This is a genomic window from Micromonospora sp. NPDC005710, assembly GCF_040630995.1.
Lineage (GTDB): Bacteria > Actinomycetota > Actinomycetes > Mycobacteriales > Micromonosporaceae > Micromonospora.
In genome coordinates this window covers 34,719-55,133 of record NZ_JBEXYP010000015.1, presented here as the reverse complement: position 1 = coordinate 55,133, position 20,415 = coordinate 34,719, and the positions used below count along the sequence as shown (strand labels likewise).

Annotated in this window: 28 protein-coding genes; all 28 read right to left on the bottom strand. The window is 67.5% G+C overall.

All coding sequences use genetic code 11. From position 1 onward, the window contains the following. Positions 1-50: 50 nt before the first annotated feature. The 28 genes from rplO to ABZ406_RS20650 all read right to left on the bottom strand — a co-directional run bounded on the left by rplO (position 51) and on the right by ABZ406_RS20650 (position 20,366). Positions 51-494 carry a 50S ribosomal protein L15 gene (gene rplO, locus ABZ406_RS20785; RefSeq protein WP_030329906.1) on the bottom strand — a complete coding sequence of 148 codons (444 nt, stop codon included), beginning with the start codon at positions 492-494 and terminating at the stop codon, positions 51-53. After that, the gene (rpmD, locus tag ABZ406_RS20780; protein WP_007465262.1) at positions 494-676 is read right to left on the bottom strand and encodes a 50S ribosomal protein L30; all 183 of its coding nucleotides are present in this window, start codon (positions 674-676) and stop codon (positions 494-496) included. The genes rplO and rpmD overlap by 1 nt, the downstream gene beginning before the upstream one ends. Beyond that, positions 676-1,290: a 30S ribosomal protein S5 gene (gene rpsE / locus ABZ406_RS20775; protein WP_007465263.1), complete on the bottom strand. Its 615-nt coding sequence runs from the start codon at positions 1,288-1,290 to the stop codon at positions 676-678. The genes rpmD and rpsE overlap by 1 nt, the downstream gene beginning before the upstream one ends. A gap of 33 nt (positions 1,291-1,323) precedes the next feature. Continuing rightward, positions 1,324-1,701, bottom strand: coding sequence for a 50S ribosomal protein L18 (rplR, locus tag ABZ406_RS20770; RefSeq protein WP_357764232.1), 378 nt, complete (start codon positions 1,699-1,701; stop codon positions 1,324-1,326). 8 nt (positions 1,702-1,709) lie between these two features. Next, positions 1,710-2,252, bottom strand: coding sequence for a 50S ribosomal protein L6 (rplF, locus tag ABZ406_RS20765; protein WP_357763953.1), 543 nt, complete (start codon positions 2,250-2,252; stop codon positions 1,710-1,712). A gap of 16 nt (positions 2,253-2,268) precedes the next feature. Then, on the bottom strand, positions 2,269-2,676 hold the full coding sequence (gene rpsH, locus ABZ406_RS20760) for a 30S ribosomal protein S8 (RefSeq protein ID WP_272613586.1): 408 nt from the start codon (positions 2,674-2,676) through the stop codon (positions 2,269-2,271). Positions 2,677-2,792: 116 nt separating this feature from the next. Continuing rightward, a complete protein-coding gene (locus ABZ406_RS20755) occupies positions 2,793-2,978 on the bottom strand; it encodes a type Z 30S ribosomal protein S14 (RefSeq protein ID WP_272613587.1) in 186 nt (61 codons plus the stop codon). Position 2,979: 1 nt separating this feature from the next. After that, a complete protein-coding gene (gene rplE / locus ABZ406_RS20750) occupies positions 2,980-3,546 on the bottom strand; it encodes a 50S ribosomal protein L5 (protein ID WP_110563094.1) in 567 nt (188 codons plus the stop codon). Further along, positions 3,546-3,866, bottom strand: a complete 321-nt coding sequence (gene rplX / locus ABZ406_RS20745; RefSeq protein ID WP_203120238.1) for a 50S ribosomal protein L24 — start codon at positions 3,864-3,866, stop codon at positions 3,546-3,548. The genes rplE and rplX overlap by 1 nt, the downstream gene beginning before the upstream one ends. Next, entirely contained in the window at positions 3,863-4,231 is a 369-nt protein-coding gene (gene rplN / locus ABZ406_RS20740; RefSeq protein WP_023358185.1) for a 50S ribosomal protein L14, read from the bottom strand. The genes rplX and rplN overlap by 4 nt, the downstream gene beginning before the upstream one ends. A gap of 94 nt (positions 4,232-4,325) precedes the next feature. Continuing rightward, positions 4,326-4,604 carry a 30S ribosomal protein S17 gene (gene rpsQ, locus ABZ406_RS20735; protein ID WP_357008045.1) on the bottom strand — a complete coding sequence of 93 codons (279 nt, stop codon included), beginning with the start codon at positions 4,602-4,604 and terminating at the stop codon, positions 4,326-4,328. Continuing rightward, complete coding sequence (rpmC, locus tag ABZ406_RS20730; RefSeq protein WP_007465283.1) at positions 4,601-4,837, bottom strand: 50S ribosomal protein L29; 237 nt, start codon at positions 4,835-4,837, stop codon at positions 4,601-4,603. The genes rpsQ and rpmC overlap by 4 nt, the downstream gene beginning before the upstream one ends. Beyond that, positions 4,837-5,262 carry a 50S ribosomal protein L16 gene (rplP, locus tag ABZ406_RS20725; RefSeq protein ID WP_357763946.1) on the bottom strand — a complete coding sequence of 142 codons (426 nt, stop codon included), beginning with the start codon at positions 5,260-5,262 and terminating at the stop codon, positions 4,837-4,839. Before rplP ends, rpmC begins: the two co-directional genes overlap by 1 nt. Before the next feature lie 3 nt (positions 5,263-5,265). Then, the gene (rpsC, locus tag ABZ406_RS20720) at positions 5,266-6,135 is read right to left on the bottom strand and encodes a 30S ribosomal protein S3 (RefSeq protein ID WP_030489589.1); all 870 of its coding nucleotides are present in this window, start codon (positions 6,133-6,135) and stop codon (positions 5,266-5,268) included. Then, a complete protein-coding gene (gene rplV / locus ABZ406_RS20715) occupies positions 6,135-6,593 on the bottom strand; it encodes a 50S ribosomal protein L22 (protein ID WP_007465297.1) in 459 nt (152 codons plus the stop codon). The genes rpsC and rplV overlap by 1 nt, the downstream gene beginning before the upstream one ends. Positions 6,594-6,634: 41 nt before the next feature. After that, positions 6,635-6,916: a 30S ribosomal protein S19 gene (gene rpsS, locus ABZ406_RS20710; protein ID WP_007465299.1), complete on the bottom strand. Its 282-nt coding sequence runs from the start codon at positions 6,914-6,916 to the stop codon at positions 6,635-6,637. A 12-nt stretch (positions 6,917-6,928) separates the two neighbouring features. Continuing rightward, the gene (gene rplB / locus ABZ406_RS20705) at positions 6,929-7,768 is read right to left on the bottom strand and encodes a 50S ribosomal protein L2 (protein WP_053653944.1); all 840 of its coding nucleotides are present in this window, start codon (positions 7,766-7,768) and stop codon (positions 6,929-6,931) included. Positions 7,769-7,780: 12 nt separating this feature from the next. Continuing rightward, positions 7,781-8,083: a 50S ribosomal protein L23 gene (rplW, locus tag ABZ406_RS20700; protein WP_007465304.1), complete on the bottom strand. Its 303-nt coding sequence runs from the start codon at positions 8,081-8,083 to the stop codon at positions 7,781-7,783. Beyond that, on the bottom strand, positions 8,080-8,730 hold the full coding sequence (gene rplD, locus ABZ406_RS20695) for a 50S ribosomal protein L4 (RefSeq protein WP_357763942.1): 651 nt from the start codon (positions 8,728-8,730) through the stop codon (positions 8,080-8,082). The genes rplW and rplD overlap by 4 nt, the downstream gene beginning before the upstream one ends. Next, entirely contained in the window at positions 8,727-9,392 is a 666-nt protein-coding gene (gene rplC / locus ABZ406_RS20690) for a 50S ribosomal protein L3 (protein WP_357763939.1), read from the bottom strand. Before rplC ends, rplD begins: the two co-directional genes overlap by 4 nt. An 11-nt stretch (positions 9,393-9,403) precedes the next feature. Further along, a complete protein-coding gene (gene rpsJ / locus ABZ406_RS20685; RefSeq protein WP_007073037.1) occupies positions 9,404-9,712 on the bottom strand; it encodes a 30S ribosomal protein S10 in 309 nt (102 codons plus the stop codon). A gap of 350 nt (positions 9,713-10,062) precedes the next feature. Continuing rightward, complete coding sequence (gene tuf, locus ABZ406_RS20680; protein WP_357763936.1) at positions 10,063-11,256, bottom strand: elongation factor Tu; 1,194 nt, start codon at positions 11,254-11,256, stop codon at positions 10,063-10,065. Positions 11,257-11,468: 212 nt separating this feature from the next. Then, positions 11,469-13,565: an elongation factor G gene (gene fusA, locus ABZ406_RS20675; protein ID WP_357763933.1), complete on the bottom strand. Its 2,097-nt coding sequence runs from the start codon at positions 13,563-13,565 to the stop codon at positions 11,469-11,471. A 74-nt stretch (positions 13,566-13,639) separates the two neighbouring features. Continuing rightward, positions 13,640-14,110 (bottom strand): 30S ribosomal protein S7, encoded by a 471-nt coding sequence (rpsG, locus tag ABZ406_RS20670; RefSeq protein WP_007465317.1) that lies wholly within the window; start codon positions 14,108-14,110, stop codon positions 13,640-13,642. A gap of 1 nt (position 14,111) precedes the next feature. Then, positions 14,112-14,486, bottom strand: coding sequence for a 30S ribosomal protein S12 (gene rpsL / locus ABZ406_RS20665; protein ID WP_007465318.1), 375 nt, complete (start codon positions 14,484-14,486; stop codon positions 14,112-14,114). A 508-nt stretch (positions 14,487-14,994) separates the two neighbouring features. Further along, a complete protein-coding gene (locus ABZ406_RS20660; RefSeq protein ID WP_357764229.1) occupies positions 14,995-15,375 on the bottom strand; it encodes a hypothetical protein in 381 nt (126 codons plus the stop codon). Between the two features lie 640 nt (positions 15,376-16,015). After that, the gene (locus ABZ406_RS20655; protein WP_357763931.1) at positions 16,016-16,384 is read right to left on the bottom strand and encodes a hypothetical protein; all 369 of its coding nucleotides are present in this window, start codon (positions 16,382-16,384) and stop codon (positions 16,016-16,018) included. A 94-nt stretch (positions 16,385-16,478) separates the two neighbouring features. Further along, a complete protein-coding gene (locus tag ABZ406_RS20650; RefSeq protein WP_357763928.1) occupies positions 16,479-20,366 on the bottom strand; it encodes a DNA-directed RNA polymerase subunit beta' in 3,888 nt (1,295 codons plus the stop codon). Between the last annotated feature and the right edge of the window lie 49 nt (positions 20,367-20,415).

Sequence of the window (20,415 nt, the reverse complement as noted above, 5' to 3'; positions counted from 1 at the left end):
ATGGCGCCCGCCAGTTGCGTTCAACTGGACGGGCGCCATGGTCGTACGCCTTACAGCTCGGTGACGGAGCCACCGGCGGCAGCGATCTTCTCCTTGGCCGACGCACTGAACGCGTGCGCCGACACCTGGAGCGCCACACCGCCGAGATCCCCGGTGCCGAGGACCTTGACCGGGTGACCCTTGCGGACCGCGCCGGACTCCACCAGCTCCAGCGGGCCGACCTGACCACCGTTCGGGAACAGCTCAGCGAGTCGGTCCAGGTTGACCACCTGGAAGACCACCTTGAACTTGTTCTTGAAGCCCTTCATCTTCGGCAGGCGCATGTGGATGGGCATCTGCCCACCCTCGAACGCCGCCGAGATGTTCTTGCGGGCCTTGGAGCCCTTGGTACCGCGACCAGCGGTCTTGCCCTTGGAACCCTCACCGCGACCCACACGGGTCTTCGCGGTCTTGGAACCGGGCGCCGGGCGCAGGTGATGCACCTTGATCGTCATTACTCGACCTCCTCGACCTTCACGAGGTGGCTCACAGTGAAGATCATGCCGCGGATCTCGGGCCGGTCCTCCTTGACCACCACGTCGTTGATCCGCTTGAGACCGAGCGAACGCAGCGACTCACGCTGGTTGTGCTTGGTCCCGATACCGGACCGGAGCTGGGTGACCTTCAGGCGTGCCATCAGCGCGCCACCCCCGCACGCGACGCCAGCATGGCGGCCGGCGCGACGTCCTCCACCGGCAGACCACGACGCGCCGCGACCTGCTCGGGGGACTCAAGCCCCTTCAGGGCCGCCACAGTGGCGTGCACGATGTTGATCGGGTTCGACGATCCGAGGCTCTTGGAGAGCACGTCGTGGATCCCGGCGCACTCCAGCACGGCACGCACCGGTCCGCCGGCGATGACACCCGTACCGGCCGAGGCCGGCTTGAGCAGCACCACACCAGCGGCGTCCTCACCCGTCACCGGGTGCGGGATCGACTGACCGATCCGCGGGACCTTGAAGAAGTGCTTCTTGGCCTCCTCGACACCCTTGGCGATGGCCGCGGGCACCTCCTTGGCCTTTCCGTAGCCCACGCCCACCGTGCCGTCGCCGTCGCCCACGATCACCAGGGCGGTGAAGCTGAAGCGACGACCACCCTTCACGACCTTGGCGACGCGGTTGATCGCGACGACCCGCTCGAGGTGCGGGGTCTTCTCGACGGGCGCGTTTCCGCGGCCGCCCTCACGGCGGTTGTCGCGGCGACCACCCTCGTTGCCACCGGACCCGCCGCCACGGCGCTGTTGACCTGGCATCAGCAGCCTTCCTTCTCTCTCGTGACGGGGTTGTTAGAACTCGAGCCCGGCTTCGCGGGCGGCATCGGCAAGCGCGGCGACCCGCCCCGCGTACCGGTTGCCGCCGCGGTCGAAGACGACCTTGGAGACGCCAGCAGCCTTGGCCCGCTCGGCGAGCAGCGCGCCCACCTTGCCAGCCAGGGCGCTCTTGTCGCCCTCCGCACCGCGCAGCGAGGCGTCCAGGGTCGACGCCGACGCCAGGGTGTGACCCTTGTTGTCGTCGACGACCTGGGCGACCATGTGCCGCAGCGAGCGGGTGACGACCAGGCGCGGACGCTCGGCCGTACCGCTGACGTTCTTGCGGACGCGGAAGTGTCGACGCGCACGCCCAACGGCGCGCTTGGCGGCGACACCGCGGCGGCGCTTGAGCAGCGTGGCGCTCACTTCTTACCTGCCTTTCCAGCCTTGCGGCGGATGACCTCGCCCTGGTACTTGACGCCCTTGCCCTTGTAGGGCTCCGGCGGGCGGATCTTCCGGATGTTGGCGGCGACCTCACCGACCTGCTGCTTGTCGATGCCAGCCACGTGGAACAGGGTCGGCCGCTCCACAGTGAAGGTGATGCCTGCCGGGGCGGGAACGACCACCGGGTGCGAGAACCCGAGCGCGAACTCGAGGTCCGAACCCTTGGCGGTGACCCGGTAACCGGTGCCGGCGATCTCCAGGCTCTTGCGGTAGCCCTCGGTGACCCCGACGATCATATTGGCAACCAGCGTACGGCTCAGGCCGTGGAGTTCCTTGGCCTTGCGCTCGTCGTTCGGCCGGTTGACGCTCAGCTCCCCGCCCTCGGCCCGCTCGATCGTGATCGGCTCGGCGAGGATGTGCTGGAGCTGGCCCTTGGGGCCCTTGACCTTGACGGTCTGCCCGTCGATCGTGATGTCGACGCCGGCTGGCACCGGGATCGACTTACGTCCAATTCGCGACATTTCTACCTGTCTCCCGTTACCAGACGAAGGCGAGGACTTCCCCGCCAACACTCCGCTTGCGGGCCTGCCGGTCGGTCAGCAGCCCCTGGGACGTCGAAATGATCGCCACGCCCAGCCCACCGAGCACCCGCGGGAGCCCGTCCGACTTGGCGTACACCCGGAGACCGGGCTTGGACACGCGCTTGATGCCGGCCAGGCTCCGCTCGCGGCTCTGGCCGTACTTCAGCTCGACGACCAGTCGCTTGCCGACGGCACCCTCCTCGGGCTCCTCGACCGACCAGGTGGCGATGTAACCCTCGGCCTTCAAGACCTCGGCGATGTTCGCCTTGATCTTGGAGTAGGGCATCTTCACCTGATCGTGGTACGCCTGGTTGGCGTTACGCAGACGCGTGAGCATGTCTGCGATCGGGTCGGTCATCGTCATGGATTTCGTCAGCCTTTCTCGCCGGGGTTCCCGGGGCATCAGCCCCGGGCCTACGGCGAAGAGCAATACCTAATCGGTGCAGGAGTTCCCGGCCGACGGCCGGGACGCGGTCGCCCTTACCAGGAAGCCTTGGACACGCCCGGAAGCTCACCACGGTGAGCCATCTCCCGGATGCAGATCCGGCAGAGCCCGAACTTGCGGTAGACCGCCTTCGGACGCCCGCACCGCTGGCAGCGGGTGTACGCGCGAACCGAGAACTTCGGCTTCGCGGCCGCCTTGATGATCAGCGCCTTCTTGGCCATCTCAGTTCTCCTTGAACGGGAAGCCCAGGAGCTTGAGCAGCGCCCGGCCCTCGTCGTCGGTCGTGGCGGTGGTGACCACCGTGATGTCCATGCCCCGCTGGCGATCGATCCGGTCCTGGTCGATCTCGTGGAACACAGACTGCTCGGTCAGACCGAACGTGTAGTTGCCGTGCCCGTCCAGCTTGCGCCCATCGAGGCCGCGGAAGTCGCGGATACGCGGCAGCGAGATGGAGAGCAGCCGGTCCAGGAACTCCCACATCCGGTCGCCGCGAAGAGTCACCTTCGCGCCGATCGGCATGCCCTCGCGGAGCTTGAACTGCGCGATGGACTTGGTCGCCCGCCGCACCTGCGGCTTCTGGCCGGTGATCGTGGCGAGGTCGCGGACCGCGCCGTCGATCAGCTTGGCGTCGCGAGCAGCCTCGCCGACACCCATGTTGACGACGATCTTGACCAGCCGCGGCACCTGCATGGGGTTGCCGTAGCTGCGCTGCTCACGCAGCTGGGCCACGATCTCGTTGCGGTACCGCTCCTTGAGGCGCGGCAGGGTCTTTTCGGTAGCCGTGGTCATCAGAGGTCCTTACCGGTGCTACGCGCGATGCGGACCTTCTGGCCGTTGTCGTCGATCCGGTAACCGACGCGGGTCGGCTTGCCGTCGGAGTCCAGGACCTGCACGTTCGAGACGTGGATCGGGGCCTCCTGAGTGACGATGCCGCCGGTCTTGGCGCCACGCTGGGTGGTGCTGATGCGGGTGTGCTTCTTGACCCGGTTCACGCCCTCGACCAGGACCTTGTCCTGCCGCGGGTAGGCCTGGATGACCTTGCCCTTGGCACCCTTGTCCTTGCCGGCGATGATGACGACCGTGTCGCCCTTCTTGACCTTCACGGTCACAACACCTCCGGCGCGAGGGAAATGATCTTCATGAACCGCTTGTCCCGCAGCTCCCGACCCACCGGGCCGAAGATACGGGTTCCACGCGGGTCCCCGCCGTCCTTGATGATGACGGCGGCGTTCTCGTCGAAGCGGATGTACGAGCCATCCGGCCGACGCCTCTCCTTGGCCGTGCGAACGATGACCGCCTTGACGACATCGCCCTTCTTCACGCCGGCACCCGGGATCGCGTCCTTGACCGTGGCCACGATGACGTCGCCGATGCTCGCGTAGCGCCGACCGGAGCCACCGAGAACCCGGATGCAAAGGATCTCCCGAGCACCCGTGTTGTCGGCGACGCGCAGTCGCGACTCCTGCTGAATCACGTCTATCTCCTATGTCTGCCGGTTCTCCGGCCGCCGTAGCGGCCGGAGCCTGGCGGAACCTACGCCCGACGCAACCGCCGGGCTCGAGCCTTCGCTACTTGGCCTTGTCCAGGATCTCCACGATCCGCCAACGCTTGGTGGCGCTCAGCGGCCGGGTCTCCATGATGAGAACCCGGTCACCGGTGCCAGCGGCGTTCTGCTCGTCGTGCACCTTCAGCTTGGCGGTACGGCGCATGATCTTGCCGTACAGCGCGTGCCGAACCCGGTCCTCGACCTCGACAACGACGGTCTTGTCCATCTTGTCGCTGATCACCAGGCCCTCGCGGACCTTGCGGCGCGACCGCGCGGCGGCGGTGGCGGTCTCTTCGGTCATGATGCAGTCACCTCAGTCGGCGCGGCCGAGAGCCCCAGCTCACGCTCACGCATGATCGTGTAGATCCGGGCGATCTCCCGACGGATGACCTGCAACCGCCGGTTGTTGTCCAGCTGCCCGGTTGCGGCCTGTACGCGGAGGTTGAACAGCTCCGCCTTGGCCTCCCGCAGCTTCGTGACCAGCTCCTCTTCGGAGAGCTCACGCAGCTCGGTCGCCTTAACGCCCGCTGCCATCAGGATTCACCCACTTCGCGCGTAACAATGCGGCACTTCATCGGGAGCTTGTGGATCGCGCGACGCATGGCCTCTCGCGCGGTCTGCTCGCTGGGGAAGGACATCTCGAAGAGAATCCGCCCCGGTTTGACGTTGGCGACCCACCACTCGGGCGAGCCCTTGCCGGAACCCATCCGGGTCTCGGCGGGCTTCTTGGTGAGGGCCTGGTCCGGGAAGATCGTGATCCAGACCTTGCCACCACGCTTGATGTGGCGAGTCATCGCGATACGTGCCGACTCGATCTGCCGGTTCGTCACGTACGCCGGCTCGAGAGCCTGAATCCCGAACTCGCCGAACACCACCCGGTTACCACCCTTGGACGCGCCACTGCGGTCCGGGTGGTGCGGCTTGCGGAAGCCCTTCGGAGGCTTGCGCGGCATCAGCATCTGTCAGCCCTCCTGCTGCGTTTCTGCCGGAGCAGCAGTGGCGGCGACAGCAGCGCTGTCCACCGGCTCGCCGCTCGGCGTCTCGGCCTGCTGCGCGATGGTGGTCGCAGCAGCCCGACCGGCCTCGGTGCCACCGGCCGTGGTGCCGGACGAACCCGACCGGCCACGGCGCGGACGCTCGGGACGGTCGCCGCGCTCACCACGACGCGGGCGGGACGGACCAGCCTCGGCCGGAGTCTCCCGGCCCATGACGGCGTCGCCCTTGTAGATCCAGACCTTCACACCGATCCGGCCGAACGTGGTACGGGCCTCAAAGAAGCCGTACTCGATGTTGGCCCGCAGCGTGTGCAGCGGAACCCGGCCCTCACGGTAGAACTCGGTCCGGCTCATCTCGGCGCCGCCGAGGCGACCCGAGACCTGAACCCGGATGCCCTTGCAGACCGGGTTCTTCATCGCCGACTGCATGGCCTTGCGCATCGCCCGACGGAAGCTGACCCGGCTGGACAGCTGCTCGGCCACGCCCTGCGCGACAAGCTGAGCGTCCGACTCGGGGTTCTTCACCTCGATGATGTTCAGCTGAACCTGCTTGCCGGTGAGCTTCTCCAGCTCGCCGCGGATCCGGTCGGCCTCCGCACCCTTACGGCCGATGACGATGCCCGGCCGGGCGGTGTGGATGTCGACCCGGACCCGGTCGCGGGTGCGCTCGATGTCGACCTTGGAAATTCCGGCACGCTCGAGGCCCTTGGACATCATGCGGCGGATCTTGACATCCTCGCCGATGTAGTCCTTGTAGAGCTTGTCCGCGAACCAGCGGGACTTCCAGTCGGTCGAGATGCCGAGCCGGAACCCAGTGGGGTGAACCTTCTGACCCATTACTCGGCGTCCTCCGTCTTGCTCTGCGCTTCGGCCGGTGCGGCCTCCGTGGCCGGGGCGGCCTTCTTCGCCGCGGCCTTCCTCGGCGCTGCCGGCGCGACCGCTTCGACCGCCACGGTGATGTGGCAGGTGCGCTTGCGGATTCGGTACGCCCGACCCTGCGCCCGCGGCTGGAACCGCTTCATCGTCGGGCCCTCGTCAACGAAGGCCTCGCTGACGAGCAGCGCGTCGGGGTCCAGCCGCTCGTTGTTCTCCGCGTTGGCGATCGCGCTAGCGAGCACCTTGTACACCTGCTCGCTCGCAGCCTGCGGCGCGAACTGCAGCACCGTGAGAGCCTCCTTCGCGGGCAGGCCGCGGACGAGGTTGACCACCCGGCGCGCCTTCATCGGCGAGATGCGCACGTGCCGCGCAACCGCCCGCGCGCCCGGAAGCACCGGAGCGTCGCCCTTTCCTGGCATCGCTGTAACCCCTTGTTCCCTCTATCCGTATGCCCGCGGCGTCAGCGCCGACGGCTCTTCCGGTCGTCCTTCTCGTGACCCTTGAACGTACGGGTCAGCGCGAACTCGCCGAGCTTGTGCCCGACCATCGCCTCGGTCACGAACACCGGGACGTGCTTGCGTCCGTCATGCACCGCGATCGTGTGCCCCAGCATCTCGGGGATGATCGTCGAGCGCCGCGACCAGGTCTTGATCACGTTCTTGGAGCCCTTGTCGTTCTGAACTTCCACCTTCTTGAGCAGGTGGTCGTCGACGAACGGGCCCTTCTTCAGGCTGCGAGGCATGTCTTATCTCCCTCAGCCGCGCTTACGCGTGGCGTAGCGACGGCGGACGATCAGCCGGTCACTCGGCTGGCCCTTACGGCGGGTGCGGCCCTCGGGCTTACCCTGCGGGTTGACCGGGTGGCGACCACCGGAGGTCTTACCCTCACCACCACCGTGCGGGTGGTCGACCGGGTTCATGGCGACACCACGGACGGTCGGGCGCTTGCCCTTCCACCGCATCCGGCCGGCCTTACCCCAGTTGATGTTCGACTGGTCGGCGTTGCCGATCTCGCCGACGCTGGCGCGGCAGCGAACGTCCACCCGCCGGATCTCACCGGACGGCATACGCAGGGTCGCGTACGCGCCCTCGCGGCCGAGCAGCTGGATGCCGACGCCGGCGGAACGGGCCAGCTTGGCCCCGCCGCCCGGACGCAGCTCCACGTTGTGGATCGTGGTACCGACCGGGATGTTGCGCAGCGGCAGGTTGTTACCCGGCTTGATGTCGGCGCCCGGACCGGACTCGACGCGGTCGCCCTGCTTCATGTCCTTCGGCGCGAGGATGTACCGCTTCTCGCCGTCGGCGTAGTGCAGCAGCGCGATACGCGCCGTGCGGTTCGGGTCGTACTCGATGTGAGCGACCTTCGCCGGCACGCCGTCCTTGTCGACCCGCTTGAAGTCGATCAGACGGTACTGGCGCTTGTGACCGCCGCCGTGGTGCCGCGTGGTGATCCGGCCGTGGGCGTTACGCCCGCCCTTCTTCGGCAACGGAGCCAGCAGCGACTTCTCCGGCGTGGACCGGGTGATCTCGGCGAAGTCAGCGACACTCGAGCCACGTCGGCCCGGCGTCGTCGGCTTGTACTTACGGATAGCCATTGTCTACACCCCTCAGCTGACCGGGCCGCCGAAGGCCTCGATACGGTCACCGTCAGCCAGCTTGACGATCGCCCGCTTGGTCGCCTTGCGCTGACCGAAACCGGTCTTGGTGCGCTTGCGCTTACCCTGGCGGTTGAGCGTGTTGACCGTCAGGACGCGGACGTTGAAGATCTGCTGGATAGCGATCTTGATCTCGGTCTTGTTCGCGTCCGGGTGCACCAGGAAGGTGTACCAGTTCCGGTTCAGCTCGCTGTAGCTCTTCTCCGAGACGACCGGCGCCACGATGATGTCGCGCGGGTCGGCGATGGTGCTCACTTGCCACCCTCCTCGGTGGTCTCGGCGGGCACACCCAGGAACTCGTCCAGGGCGTCCTTGGTGAAGACCACGTCGTCGGCCACCAGCACGTCGTACGTGTTCAGCTGGCCGGACTCGATCAGGTGCACCCGCGGCTCGTTGCGCAGCGACACCCAGTTCAGCTCGTCGGTGCTGCTCAGCACGACCAGGACCCGACGGGCCTCGGTGAGCTTGGTCAGCGTGGCAAGGGCCGCCTTGGTCGACGGCTTCTCGCCCGAGACGAACGCCTCGACGACGTGCACCTGCCCGGCGCGGGCCCGGTCGGAGAGGGCACCCCGCAGAGCGGCGGCCTTCATCTTCTTCGGGGTCCGCTGGCTGTAGTCGCGCGGCACGGGACCGTGCACGACGCCACCGCCGGCGAACTGCGGCGCGCGGATCGAGCCCTGCCGGGCGCGACCGGTGCCCTTCTGCTTGTAAGGCTTCTTGCCGCCACCGGCGACCTCAGCCCGGGTCTTGGTCTTGTGTGTGCCCTGTCGGGCCGCCGCGAGCTGGGCCACCACGACCTGGTGCATCAGCGCGACGTTGGACTGCACGTCGAAGATGTCCGCCGGCAACTCCACGGAGCTGCTGGTGGTGCCTTCGACGGTGCGCACGTCAACGGTGGTCACTTGGCCGCACCGCCCTTCTTCACCTTGCTCTTGGCCGCGGTACGGACCAGAACCAGCGCGCCCTTGGGGCCAGGAATGGCACCGCGGACGAGCAGCAGGTTGTTCTCGGTGTCGACCGCCTGGACGGTGAGGTTCTGCACGGTGTAGCGCACGCCACCCATCCGGCCGGCCATCCGGGTGCCCTTGAAGACGCGACCCGGAGTGGCGCAGGCGCCGATGGAGCCGGGCGAGCGGTGCTTGCGCTCGACACCGTGGCTGCTGCCCAGACCGTGGAAGCCGTGCCGCTTCATCGGGCCGGCGTAGCCCTTGCCCTTGGTCTTGCCGGTGACGTCGATGGTGACGCCGGCCGGGAACTCGTCGACAGTGACTTCCTGGCCGAGCGAGTATTCCCCGGCGTCCGTGGTGCGCAGCTCGACGATGTGCCGGCGCGGCGCCACGTCCGCCTTGGCGTAGTGCCCGCTGATCGGCTTCTTGACCTTGCGCGGGTCGATGGTGCCGTAGGCCAGCTGGACCGCTGCGTAACCGTCCTTCTCGGCGCTACGAACCTGGCTGATGACGCACGGGCCGGCCTCGACCACGGTCACGGGAACAACACGGTTGTTGTCCCAGACCTGGGTCATGCCGAGCTTGGCGCCCAGGATCCCCTTGACTTGCCTGTCCATTTGTCCGGTCCCTACAGCTTGATCTCGATGTCGACGCCAGCCGGCAGGTCGAGGCGCATGAGCGAGTCGACCGTCTTCGGGGTCGGGTCGATGATGTCGATCAGCCGCTTGTGCGTGCGCATCTCGAAGTGCTCGCGCGAGTCCTTGTACTTGTGCGGCGAGCGGATAACGCAGAAACGGTTGATCTCCGTGGGCAGCGGCACCGGGCCCGCGACCTGCGCCCCGGTGCGCGTCACCGTCTCGACGATCTTCCGAGCCGAGGAGTCGACGACCTCGTGGTCATAGGCCTTGAGCCGGATGCGGATCTTCTGTCCCGCCATGGTGGCTTCTGTTCCTTCTCTCGATGCCGCTGTGTTGCGGGCGCCTGTACCGGCTGGCACAGGCCCACTTCGCCGACCCCCGCGGTCGGGCGTGTCGCGCCCTCGGGCCGGGCTCCGCCCCGTGGTTCCGGAGTGGTGCTGACCGCGCGGGGGGTCAAGGCGCCGATCGCATTACCGCGACCTGAACGCCGTGCGAGGGTGGTTGGCGACTGGGCCGCCAACCACCCTACGCTCGACTGACTCGCCACCCGGAGGTTCAGCGAAAGCCGAACACAGGCGACGAACTGTCGTTACGCAACCTGACTAGTATGCCGCACGACCGGCGGCGGGTCTAATCGGGGTTACCTAGCTCACTTGTTGATCTTGGTGACGAACCCGGCGCCGACGGTGCGGCCACCCTCGCGGATCGCGAACTTGAGGTTCTCCTCCATGGCGATGGGCTGGATCAGCTTCACCGACATGGAGGTGTTGTCACCAGGCATGACCATCTCGGTGCCCTCGGGGAGGGTGACGACACCGGTGACGTCCGTGGTCCGGAAGTAGAACTGCGGACGGTAGTTCTGGAAGAACGGGGTGTGCCGGCCGCCCTCCTCCTTGGAGAGGATGTAGACCGTCGCCTCGAACTCCGTGTGAGGGGTGTTCGAGCCCGGCTTCACGACGACCATGCCGCGCTCGACCTCGTCGCGCTTGGTACCACGCAGCAGCAGGCCGACGTTCTCGCCTGCGCGGGCGTCGTCAAGGGTCTTCCGGAACATCTCGATCGCGGTGACCTTGGTCTTGAAGCTCTTCTCCTTGATACCGACGAGCTCAACATCCTCGTTCGGCAGGAGAACGCCGCGCTCCACGCGACCGGTGACGACGGTGCCACGACCGGTGATCGTGAACACGTCCTCAACCGGCATCAGGAACGGCTTGTCAACCTCGCGCTCCGGCTGCGGGATCGAGGTGTCGACAGCGGCCATCAGGTCCAGCAGCTTGCCGGTCCACTCGGGGTCACCCTCGAGGGCCTTCAGCGCCGAAACCCGAACGACCGGCAGGTCGTCACCCGGGTACTCCTGCGAGGAGAGCAGCTCACGGACCTCGAGCTCGACGAGCTCCAGGAGCTCCTCGTCATCGACCATGTCGCTCTTGTTGAGCGCCACGACGATGTACGGCACACCGACCTGACGGGCCAGCAGCACGTGCTCGCGGGTCTGCGGCATCGGGCCGTCGGTCGCCGCGACCACCAGGATCGCGCCGTCCATCTGCGCGGCACCGGTGATCATGTTCTTGATGTAGTCGGCGTGACCAGGGCAGTCGACGTGCGCGTAGTGCCGCGACTCGGTCTGGTACTCGACGTGCGCGATCGAGATCGTGATACCGCGGGCCTTCTCCTCCGGCGCCTTGTCGATCTCGTCGAACGGCGTGTAAGGGTTCAGGTCCGGGTACTGGTCGTGCAGGACCTTGGTGATGGCCGCCGTCAGCGTCGTCTTACCGTGGTCGATGTGACCAATGGTGCCGATGTTGACGTGCGGCTTAGTCCGCTCGAACTTAGCCTTCGCCACTGGTGTCCTCCTGTGGACTTCTTGGTTCGTACGCCCGGCGCGCCGGTCGGCGCTTAGGACTCTGTCGACAGCCTTTCCGGCCTGACGGCCGGAGAGCCTTTGTGGGTTCTGCGGCGATGAAGCCTACAGGCCCGGTCTCACGCAATCCGATCGTGGTGGCCGCAGGCGGGTGAACCCTCCCGCGACCAACCACGAATCACCAGCTCAGGGCGTTACTCGCCCGTTGCCTTGGCGATGATCTCCTTCGCGACGCTCTGCGGAACCTCGGCGTAGGAGTCGAACTGCATGCTGTAGCTAGCCCGGCCCTGGGTCTTCGACCGCAGGTCGCCGACGTAGCCGAACATCTCCGACAACGGCACCAGGGCCCGGACGATGCGGGCGCCGCTGCGCTCCTCCATCGCCTGGATGATGCCGCGACGGGAGTTGAGGTCACCGATGACGTCACCCATGTTCTCCTCAGGAGTGGTGACTTCAACGGCCATCATCGGCTCGAGCAACGCCGGGTCGGCCTTGCGGGCCGCGTCCTTCATCACCATCGAGCCGGCGATCTTGAATGCCATTTCCGACGAGTCGACCTCGTGGTACTGGCCGTCCAGCAGGGTCAGCTTGACGCCGACCAGCGGGAAGCCCGCCAGGATGCCGTACTGCAGCGCGTCCTGCGCACCGGCGTCCACCGAGGGGATGAACTCCCGGGGGATGCGGCCGCCGCTGACGCCGTTGGCGAACTCGTAGGTCGGCGAGTCGTTGTCCAGCGGAAGCGGCTCGACGCTCACGATCACGCGGGCGTACTGGCCGGAACCACCGGTCTGCTTCTTGTGGGTGTACTCGACCTTGTCCACCTTGCGGCGGATGGTCTCGCGGTACGCCACCTGCGGCTTGCCGACGTTGGCCTCGACGTTGAACTCGCGGCGCATCCGGTCGACCAGGATGTCCAGGTGCAGCTCACCCATGCCGGAGATGACCGTCTGACCGGTCTCCTCGTCCAACTGGACGCGGAAGGTCGGGTCCTCCTCGGCCAGGCGCTGGATGGCGGTGCCCAGCTTCTCCTGGTCGGACTTGGTCTTCGGCTCGATCGCCACCGAGATGACCGGCTCCGGGAACGTCATCGACTCCAGGATGACCGGGTTCGCCGGGTCGGAGAGAGTGTCGCCGGTGGTGGTCTGCTTGAGACCCTGCACGGCGATGATGTCGCCGGCCTGCGCCGACGGACGCTCTTCCCGCTTGTTGGCGTGCATCTGGTAGATCTTGCCGATCCGCTCCTTGCGGTCCTTGGTGGAGTTGACCACCTGGGAGCCGGAATCGAGCGTGCCGGAGTAGACCCGCACGTAGGTGAGCTTGCCCAGGTGCTTGTCCGTCTGGATCTTGAACGCCAGGCCGGAGAAGGGCTCCGAGTTGGACGGCTTACGCAGCAGCGGGGTCTCGCCGTCGGTGGCCGTACCCTCGATCGCCGGAACGTCCAGCGGCGACGGCAGGAAGTCGACAACGGCGTCGAGCATGGGCTGAACGCCCTTGTTCTTGAACGCCGAGCCGCACAACACCGGGTTGGCCTTGCCGGCGATCGTGGAACGCCGGATGGCGGCCTTGATCTCCTCGACGGAGATCTCCTCGCCTTCCAGGTACTTCTCCATCACCGAGTCGTCGACGTCGGCCAGGGTCTCCAGCAGCTTCTCGCGCCACTCGGCAGCGGAGTCGGCCAGGTCGGCCGGGATCTCCTCGACCGCGTAGTCGTCACCCTTCTGGGTCTCCCCACGCCAGGTGAGGGCGCGCATGCCGATCAGGTCGACGACACCGATGTGGTCGCCCTCGAGCCCGATCGGGATCTGGAGCACCAGCGGAGTGGCGTTCAACCGGTCGATCATCATCTGCACGCAGCGGAAGAAGTCGGCGCCGGTCCGGTCGAGCTTGTTGACGAAGCACATACGCGGGACGTTGTACTTGTCGGCCTGCCGCCAGACGTTCTCCGTCTGCGGTTCCACGCCGGCGACACCGTCGTAGACCGCTACCGCACCGTCCAGGACCCGCAGCGACCGCTCGACCTCGACCGTGAAGTCGACGTGGCCGGGCGTGTCGATGATCTGGATCGTGTGGTCTTTCCACTCACACTTGGTAGCAGCGGAGGTGATGGTGATACCACGCTCCTGCTCCTGCTCCATCCAGTCCATGACGGCAGCGCCCTCGTGGACCTCACCGATCTTGTACGTGATGCCGGTGTAGAACAGGATTCGCTCGGTGGTCGTGGTCTTACCGGCATCGATGTGCGCCATAATGCCGATGTTGCGTACCTTGGCGAGCGCGTCTGCGGCGGCCACTTCAATCCCTACTTATCGTCGTCTCGACTCAACTGGTGGCGGTTCCGGCGCCCGGAGGCGCCGGAACCAGGGTGTTACCAGCGGTAGTGCGCGAAGGCCTTGTTCGACTCGGCCATCTTGTGCGTGTCCTCGCGCCGCTTGACGGCGGCACCGAGGCCATTGCTCGCGTCCAGCAGCTCGTTCATCAGCCGCTCGACCATGGTCTTCTCGCGGCGGGCACGGGAGTACGTGACCAGCCAGCGCAGGCCCAGGGTGGTCGCCCGGGTCGGGCGGACCTCCACCGGAACCTGGTAGGTGGCGCCACCGACACGACGGCTGCGCACCTCGAGGGTCGGCTTGACGTTGTCCATCGCCCGCTTGAGGGTGACGACCGGGTCGGTGCCGGACTTCTCGCGGCAGCCCTCGAGGGCCGCGTACACGATCGACTCGGCGAGCTGGCGCTTGCCGCGAAGGAGGATCTTGTTCACCAGCTGGGTGACCAGCGGCGAGTTGTACACCGGGTCAGCGACCAGTGGCCGCCGCGGAGCGGGTCCTTTACGCGGCATGTCAGCTCTTCTCCTTCTTCGCGCCGTAACGGCTGCGCGCCTGCTTGCGGTTGCGAACACCCTGGGTGTCCAGCGAGCCGCGAACGATCTTGTAACGCACGCCGGGGAGGTCCTTCACCCGGCCACCGCGAACGAGCACGATCGAGTGCTCCTGCAGGTTGTGACCGACGCCGGGGATGTACGCCGTCACCTCGATCTGGCTGCTGAGCTTCACGCGAGCGACCTTGCGCAGCGCCGAGTTCGGCTTCTTCGGGGTGGTGGTGTACACGCGGGTGCACACGCCGCGCCGCTGAGGAGAACCCTTCAGCGCCGGGGTCTTGGTCTTGGTCGTCTTCGCCTGGCGGCCCTTTCGGACCAGCTGCTGGATCGTGGGCACCGGGTTTCTCCGCTCCCTTCGGCCGCATCCGCGGCCGCGCCGTCTGCTCGTTAGCCGGCCTGATGACCGGCTCTCCTACATTCCGACCAGGGTCGCCTCACGGAGACCCCGGCACCCGCGGTCGGGCGTGTCGCCCTCATCACGGCCCCGTCGCGCCGCTCTCGCGTGCGAACCGGGTTTGTGTCACCGGCGCGCGGATTGCCCCGCCCCGGATCCTTGACGTGTCGTGCCGCCGCCCGTAAGCCGGAAACAGCGCACGCACGAGTTGCCCGGGCATGCCCGGGCACAAGGGGAAAGAGTACCTACCACAACCGCCCAGGTCAAAACGGAATGGCCCGGCGACCGTCTCACACCCGCCGGCCGGATCTCGTCCTGCCCCGTCGCCCGCGATGGGCACCTACGAATACAAGTGTACCGGCATCCCCACGGAAGCACCCATCGCCCCCGGAGGGACCGAAGCCCCCCGCGGGAAACCCGCGTCGCACGCCACGGCTGTCGGTGGCCGCCCTCAGGCCACTGCGAGAAGCACTGCCAACCCCAGGCCCAGCAGGCTGAGCAGTGCGCCCGCCGCGCCACAGCCGATCCCGGCCATCGCCAACCCACGCCCGGTGAACTGGACCGCCGAGGACGCGACCGGCCGGCGGATCTGCCGCCGGGCGAGCAGCCCGACGACGACAGCCGCACCGCCGGCCAGCACACCCAGCGCGGCGAACGCCCCGGAGGCCCAGGCCCCACCGTCGTTCCTGAAGGCCACCCCGAAACAGATCACCAACAGCGAGACCAGTACCGACGCGATCCCCGCCACCAGCGCCCCGATGGCCAGCCCGGAGGTGACCGGTGCCACGTCCAGGTGCACGACGCCGAACGGTGTACCCGAGACCGCCTCCACCCGCTTCGGCGGTCGGCGTTTGTCGTCCGTGGGCGGCGGCACCGAACGCGCCGGCGGGGCACCCCACCCGGGGCCGTGCCCCGGCGGACCCCACCCGGGCGGCGCCCCGGGCCCGGACGACGGCGGCCCCCAGCCGTACGGCGCACCAGGGCCCACTGCCGGAGGGCCCCAGCCGTACGGCGCACCAGGCCCGGACGAGGGCGGACCCCAACCCGGCGGCGGCGCACCCGGCGCCGACGGCGGCGGACCCCAACCCGGCGGCGGCATCCCCGGCCCCGACGGCGGCGGACCCCAACCCGGGGGCGGCATCGAGGCGGGCGCGCTGGAGACCGGGTACTGCTGCCCGGGGCCGGGTGGGGTGGTCGCACCCCAGCCGGCCGGACCCCAGGAGGACGGCGGCGCCGGGCTCGGCGTGGACACCGGTGGCTGTGGCTCACCGCTCGGACCGGGTCGCGACCAGTCACTCGACTCGGACGAAGGAGCCGGCGGCTCCGGAACGTCGGCCGGTTCGTCAGCAGGGGGCCGCGCCGGTTCCGTCACGAGGTCCTCCTGTCGAAAGGCCGCCACCGCCACACGGCGGACTGCGGCCAGGCTACCGCCGCGACCGTCGCCGCCCGCGCCGGGCGCGGCCACCGGCGGCTCAGTCCATGTTTGCCGGGTAGTCGTGGCCGAACGGGGCGCCGGCCATCCGGACCACCCCGATGACCACAGCGGCCACCACGCTCACCGCGACCAGCACCAGGCCGGTCCAGGCCATCCACTCCCCCCGCCGCAGCCAGACGCTGCCGGTCAGGAAACCCCCCGAGGCGTACGCCTCGCGTCGCGCCTGCCGGGCCAGTTGCAGGGCCACCGTCGCCGGCACCACACCGCCGATGAACAGCCCGGTGAGCATGCCGAGCAGGCCCAACGCGAAGACCGCCCGTGCCTTCGTGGCTCGGGCCGGGTCCGGGTCCAGCGGGTGGCGCAGGCCCGGCTGGGCGACGGACACCTGCCCGGGTGCTGTCGTCATCCCCCCATCATGCCGAACCCCAGCCGAGGGTGGGTGGGCACGGACACGACGAGGCCCCCGGCTTTCACCGGGGGCCTCGTCGTGTGACTGGTGCTTAGCGGTACGACCCGAAGTCGAAGTCGTCCAGCGGCACGGCCTGCCCGCCGGCCGGCCCGAACCCGTAGTCGGTCTCCGGGTAACCGGTCATCGAGTAGACCTTGGCCTTGGCCTCCTCGGTCGGCTCGACCCGGACGTTGCGGTACTTGCTGATGCCGGTACCCGCCGGGATGAGCTTTCCGATGATCACGTTCTCCTTGAGGCCGACCAACGAGTCGCTGCGCGAGTTGATCGCAGCGTCGGTCAGCACCCGGGTGGTCTCCTGGAAGGAGGCCGCCGAGAGCCAGGAGTCCGTGGCCAGCGAGGCCTTGGTGATACCCATCAGCACCGGACGACCAGCGGCGGGCTCGCCGCCCTCCGAGACGAGTCGGCGGTTCTCCGACTCGAACAGCGCCCGGTCGACCAGCACACCCGGCAGGAACTCGGTCGAGCCGGAGTCGATGACCGTCACCCGCTTGAGCATCTGGCGGATGATGATCTCGATGTGCTTGTCGTGGATGAGCACACCCTGCGAGCGGTAGACCTCCTGGACCTCACTGGTCAGGTGGACCTGGACCGCCCGCGGACCCATGATCCGCAGAAGCTCGTGCGGGTCGATGGTGCCCTCGGTCAGCTTCTCGCCGACCGCGACGTGACCGCCGTCGTGGGTCCGGAGCTTGACGCGCTTCGAGATCTTGTCGTAGACGATCTCTTCGCTGCCGTCGTCCGGCACCACGATGATCTTGCGTGAGCGCTCGCCGTCCTCGATCCGGATCTTGCCGGGGGTGTCGGCGATGGGCGCCTTACCCTTCGGGACCCGAGCCTCGAAGATTTCCTGAACACGCGGCAGACCCTGGGTGATGTCCTCACCAGCGACACCACCGGTGTGGAAGGTACGCATCGTCAGCTGCGTACCGGGCTCACCGATGGACTGGGCGGCGATGATGCCGACCGCCTCGCCGATGTCGACCGACTTACCGGTCGGCAGCGACCGGCCGTAGCAGGCCGCGCAGACACCCAGCTTCGACTCGCAGGTGAGCACGCTGCGCACCCGGACCGTCTCCACACCGGCGGCGACGATCTTGTCGACCCCGATGGAGTTGATGTCCTGGCCGCGCTCGGCCACCACGGTGCCGTCCGGCCCCTTGATGTCGTCGGCCAGCGTCCGGGCGTGCACGCTGGTCTCGGCGTGGGTGTGGACGACGAGCTTGCCGTCCAGCTTCTCGCCGATCTGCATCGGGATCGCCCGGTCGGTGCCGCAGTCCTCTTCACGGATGATGACGTCCTGCGAGACGTCCACCAGACGACGGGTCAGGTAACCCGAGTCGGCGGTCCGCAGCGCGGTGTCGGCGAGACCCTTACGAGCACCGTGCGTGGAGATGAAGTACTCCAGCACGGACAGACCCTCCCGGTAGCTGGCCTTGATCGGCCGCGGGATGATCTCGCCCTTGGGGTTGGCCACCAGACCACGGATCGCCGCGATCTGCCGAAGCTGGAGCAGGTTACCGCGGGCACCCGAGTGGATCATCTTCCACAGTGGGTTCTCCTGCGGCAGAGCGGTGTCCATCTCCTTGGCGACCTCATTGGTCGCCTTGGTCCAGATCTCGATGAGCTCGCCGCGACGCTCCTCGGCGGTCATCAGACCACGCTGGTACTGCTTGTCGATCTGGTCGGCGTCCTTCTCGTACCGCGCCAGGATCTCCGCCTTACGCGGCGGTGCGATGACGTCCTCCATGCCGATCGTCACGCCGGACCAGGTGGCCCAGTGGAAACCGGCCTCCTTGAGCCCGTCCAGGGTGGCGGCCAGCGCCACCTTGGGGAAGCGCTCGGCGAGGTCGTTGACGATCGCGGAGAGCTGACCCTTGCGGATCTCGTAGTTCACGAAGCGGTAGCCCTGCGGCAGCGTCTCGTTGAACAGCACCCGACCCAGGGTCGTCTCCACGGTCAGCGGGTCACCCTCGACCCAGCCCTCCGGGGCAGACCACGCCTCGGAGCCGGCACCGTTGTCGACACCGACCACGCCACGCAGGCGGATCTTCACCGGCGCCTGCAGGTGCAGCTCACCGTTGTCGAAGGCCATCCGAGTCTCGGCGTCCGAGCTGAACGCCCGGCCCTCGCCCTTCTCACCTGCGGTGAGGTGGGTGAGGTGGTACAGACCGATGACCATGTCCTGGGTGGGCATGGTGACCGGCTTACCGTCGGCCGGCTTGAGGATGTTGTTCGACGACAGCATCAGGATCCGTGCCTCGGCCTGAGCCTCGGCGGACAGCGGCACGTGCACCGCCATCTGGTCACCGTCGAAGTCAGCGTTGAACGCGGTGCAGACCAGCGGGTGGATCTGGATGGCCTTGCCCTCGACCAGCTGCGGCTCGAAGGCCTGGATGCCCAGGCGGTGCAGGGTCGGTGCACGGTTCAGCAGCACCGGGTGCTCGCCGATGACCTCTTCCAGCACGTCCCACACGACCGGGCGCTGACGCTCGACCATCCGCTTGGCGGACTTGATGTTCTGTGCGTGGTTGAGGTCGACCAGCCGCTTCATCACGAACGGCTTGAACAACTCCAGTGCCATCTGCTTGGGCAGACCGCACTGGTGCAGCTTGAGCTTCGGGCCGACCACGATGACCGAACGGCCGGAGTAGTCGACGCGCTTGCCCAGCAGGTTCTGGCGGAACCGGCCCTGCTTGCCCTTGAGCATGTCGGACAGCGACTTGAGCGGGCGGTTACCCGGGCCGGTGACCGGCCGGCCGCGACGGCCGTTGTCGAACAGCGCGTCGACGGCCTCCTGGAGCATCCGCTTCTCGTTGTTGACGATGATTTCGGGCGCGCCGAGATCGATCAGCCGCTTGAGGCGGTTGTTCCGGTTGATCACGCGGCGGTACAGGTCGTTCAGGTCCGAGGTCGCGAAGCGGCCACCGTCGAGCTGCACCATCGGGCGCAGGTCCGGCGGGATGACCGGGACGCAGTCCAGCACCATGCCGAGCGGCGAGTTGCGGGTGTTCAGGAACGCCGCGACGACCTTGAGCCGCTTGAGCGCCCGGATCTTCCGCTGGCCCTTGCCGGACCGGATGGTCTCCCGCAGGCTCTCGGCCTCGGCGTCGAGGTCCATGTTCTGGACCAGCGCCTTGATCGCCTCGGCGCCCATGGAACCGGTGAAGTACTCACCGAACCGGTCGCGCAGCTCGCGGTACAGCAGCTCGTCGGTGACGAGCTGCTTCGGCTCCAGCTTGCGGAAGGTGTCCAGCACCTCGTCCAGGCGGTCGATCTCGCGCTGGGCCCGGTCGCGGATCTGGCGCATCTCGCGCTCTCCGCCCTCCTTGACCTTGCGCCGGACGTCCGCCTTGGCACCCTCGGCCTCCAGCTCGGCCAGGTCGGCCTCGAGCTTGGCGGCCCGCTTCTCGATCTCCGAGTCGCGGCTGTTCTCGGACTGCCGCTTCTCGGCCAGGATCTCGTTCTCGATCGTCGAGAGGTCACGGTGACGCGACTCCGCGTCCACGCTCGTCACGACGTACGAGGCGAAGTAGATGATCTTTTCGAGGTCCTTGGGGGCGAGGTCCAGCAGGTAGCCCAGCCGGCTCGGAACGCCCTTGAAGTACCAGATGTGGGTCACCGGAGCGGCGAGCTCGATGTGCCCCATCCGCTCACGACGGACCTTGGAGCGAGTCACCTCGACGCCGCAGCGCTCACAGATGATGCCCTTGAACCGAACGCGCTTGTACTTACCGCAGTAGCACTCCCAGTCCCGCTGAGGACCGAAGATCTTCTCGCAGAAGAGCCCGTCCTTTTCCGGCTTCAGGGTGCGGTAGTTGATCGTCTCAGGCTTCTTGACCTCGCCGTGCGACCACTGACGGATGTCGTCGGCGGTGGCGAGACCAATGCGCAGCTCGTCGAAGAAGTTGACGTCGAGCACTATGTCCCCTATGTCGTCGTCTGTACTGCTAATTCTCGGGTCGGGTCGG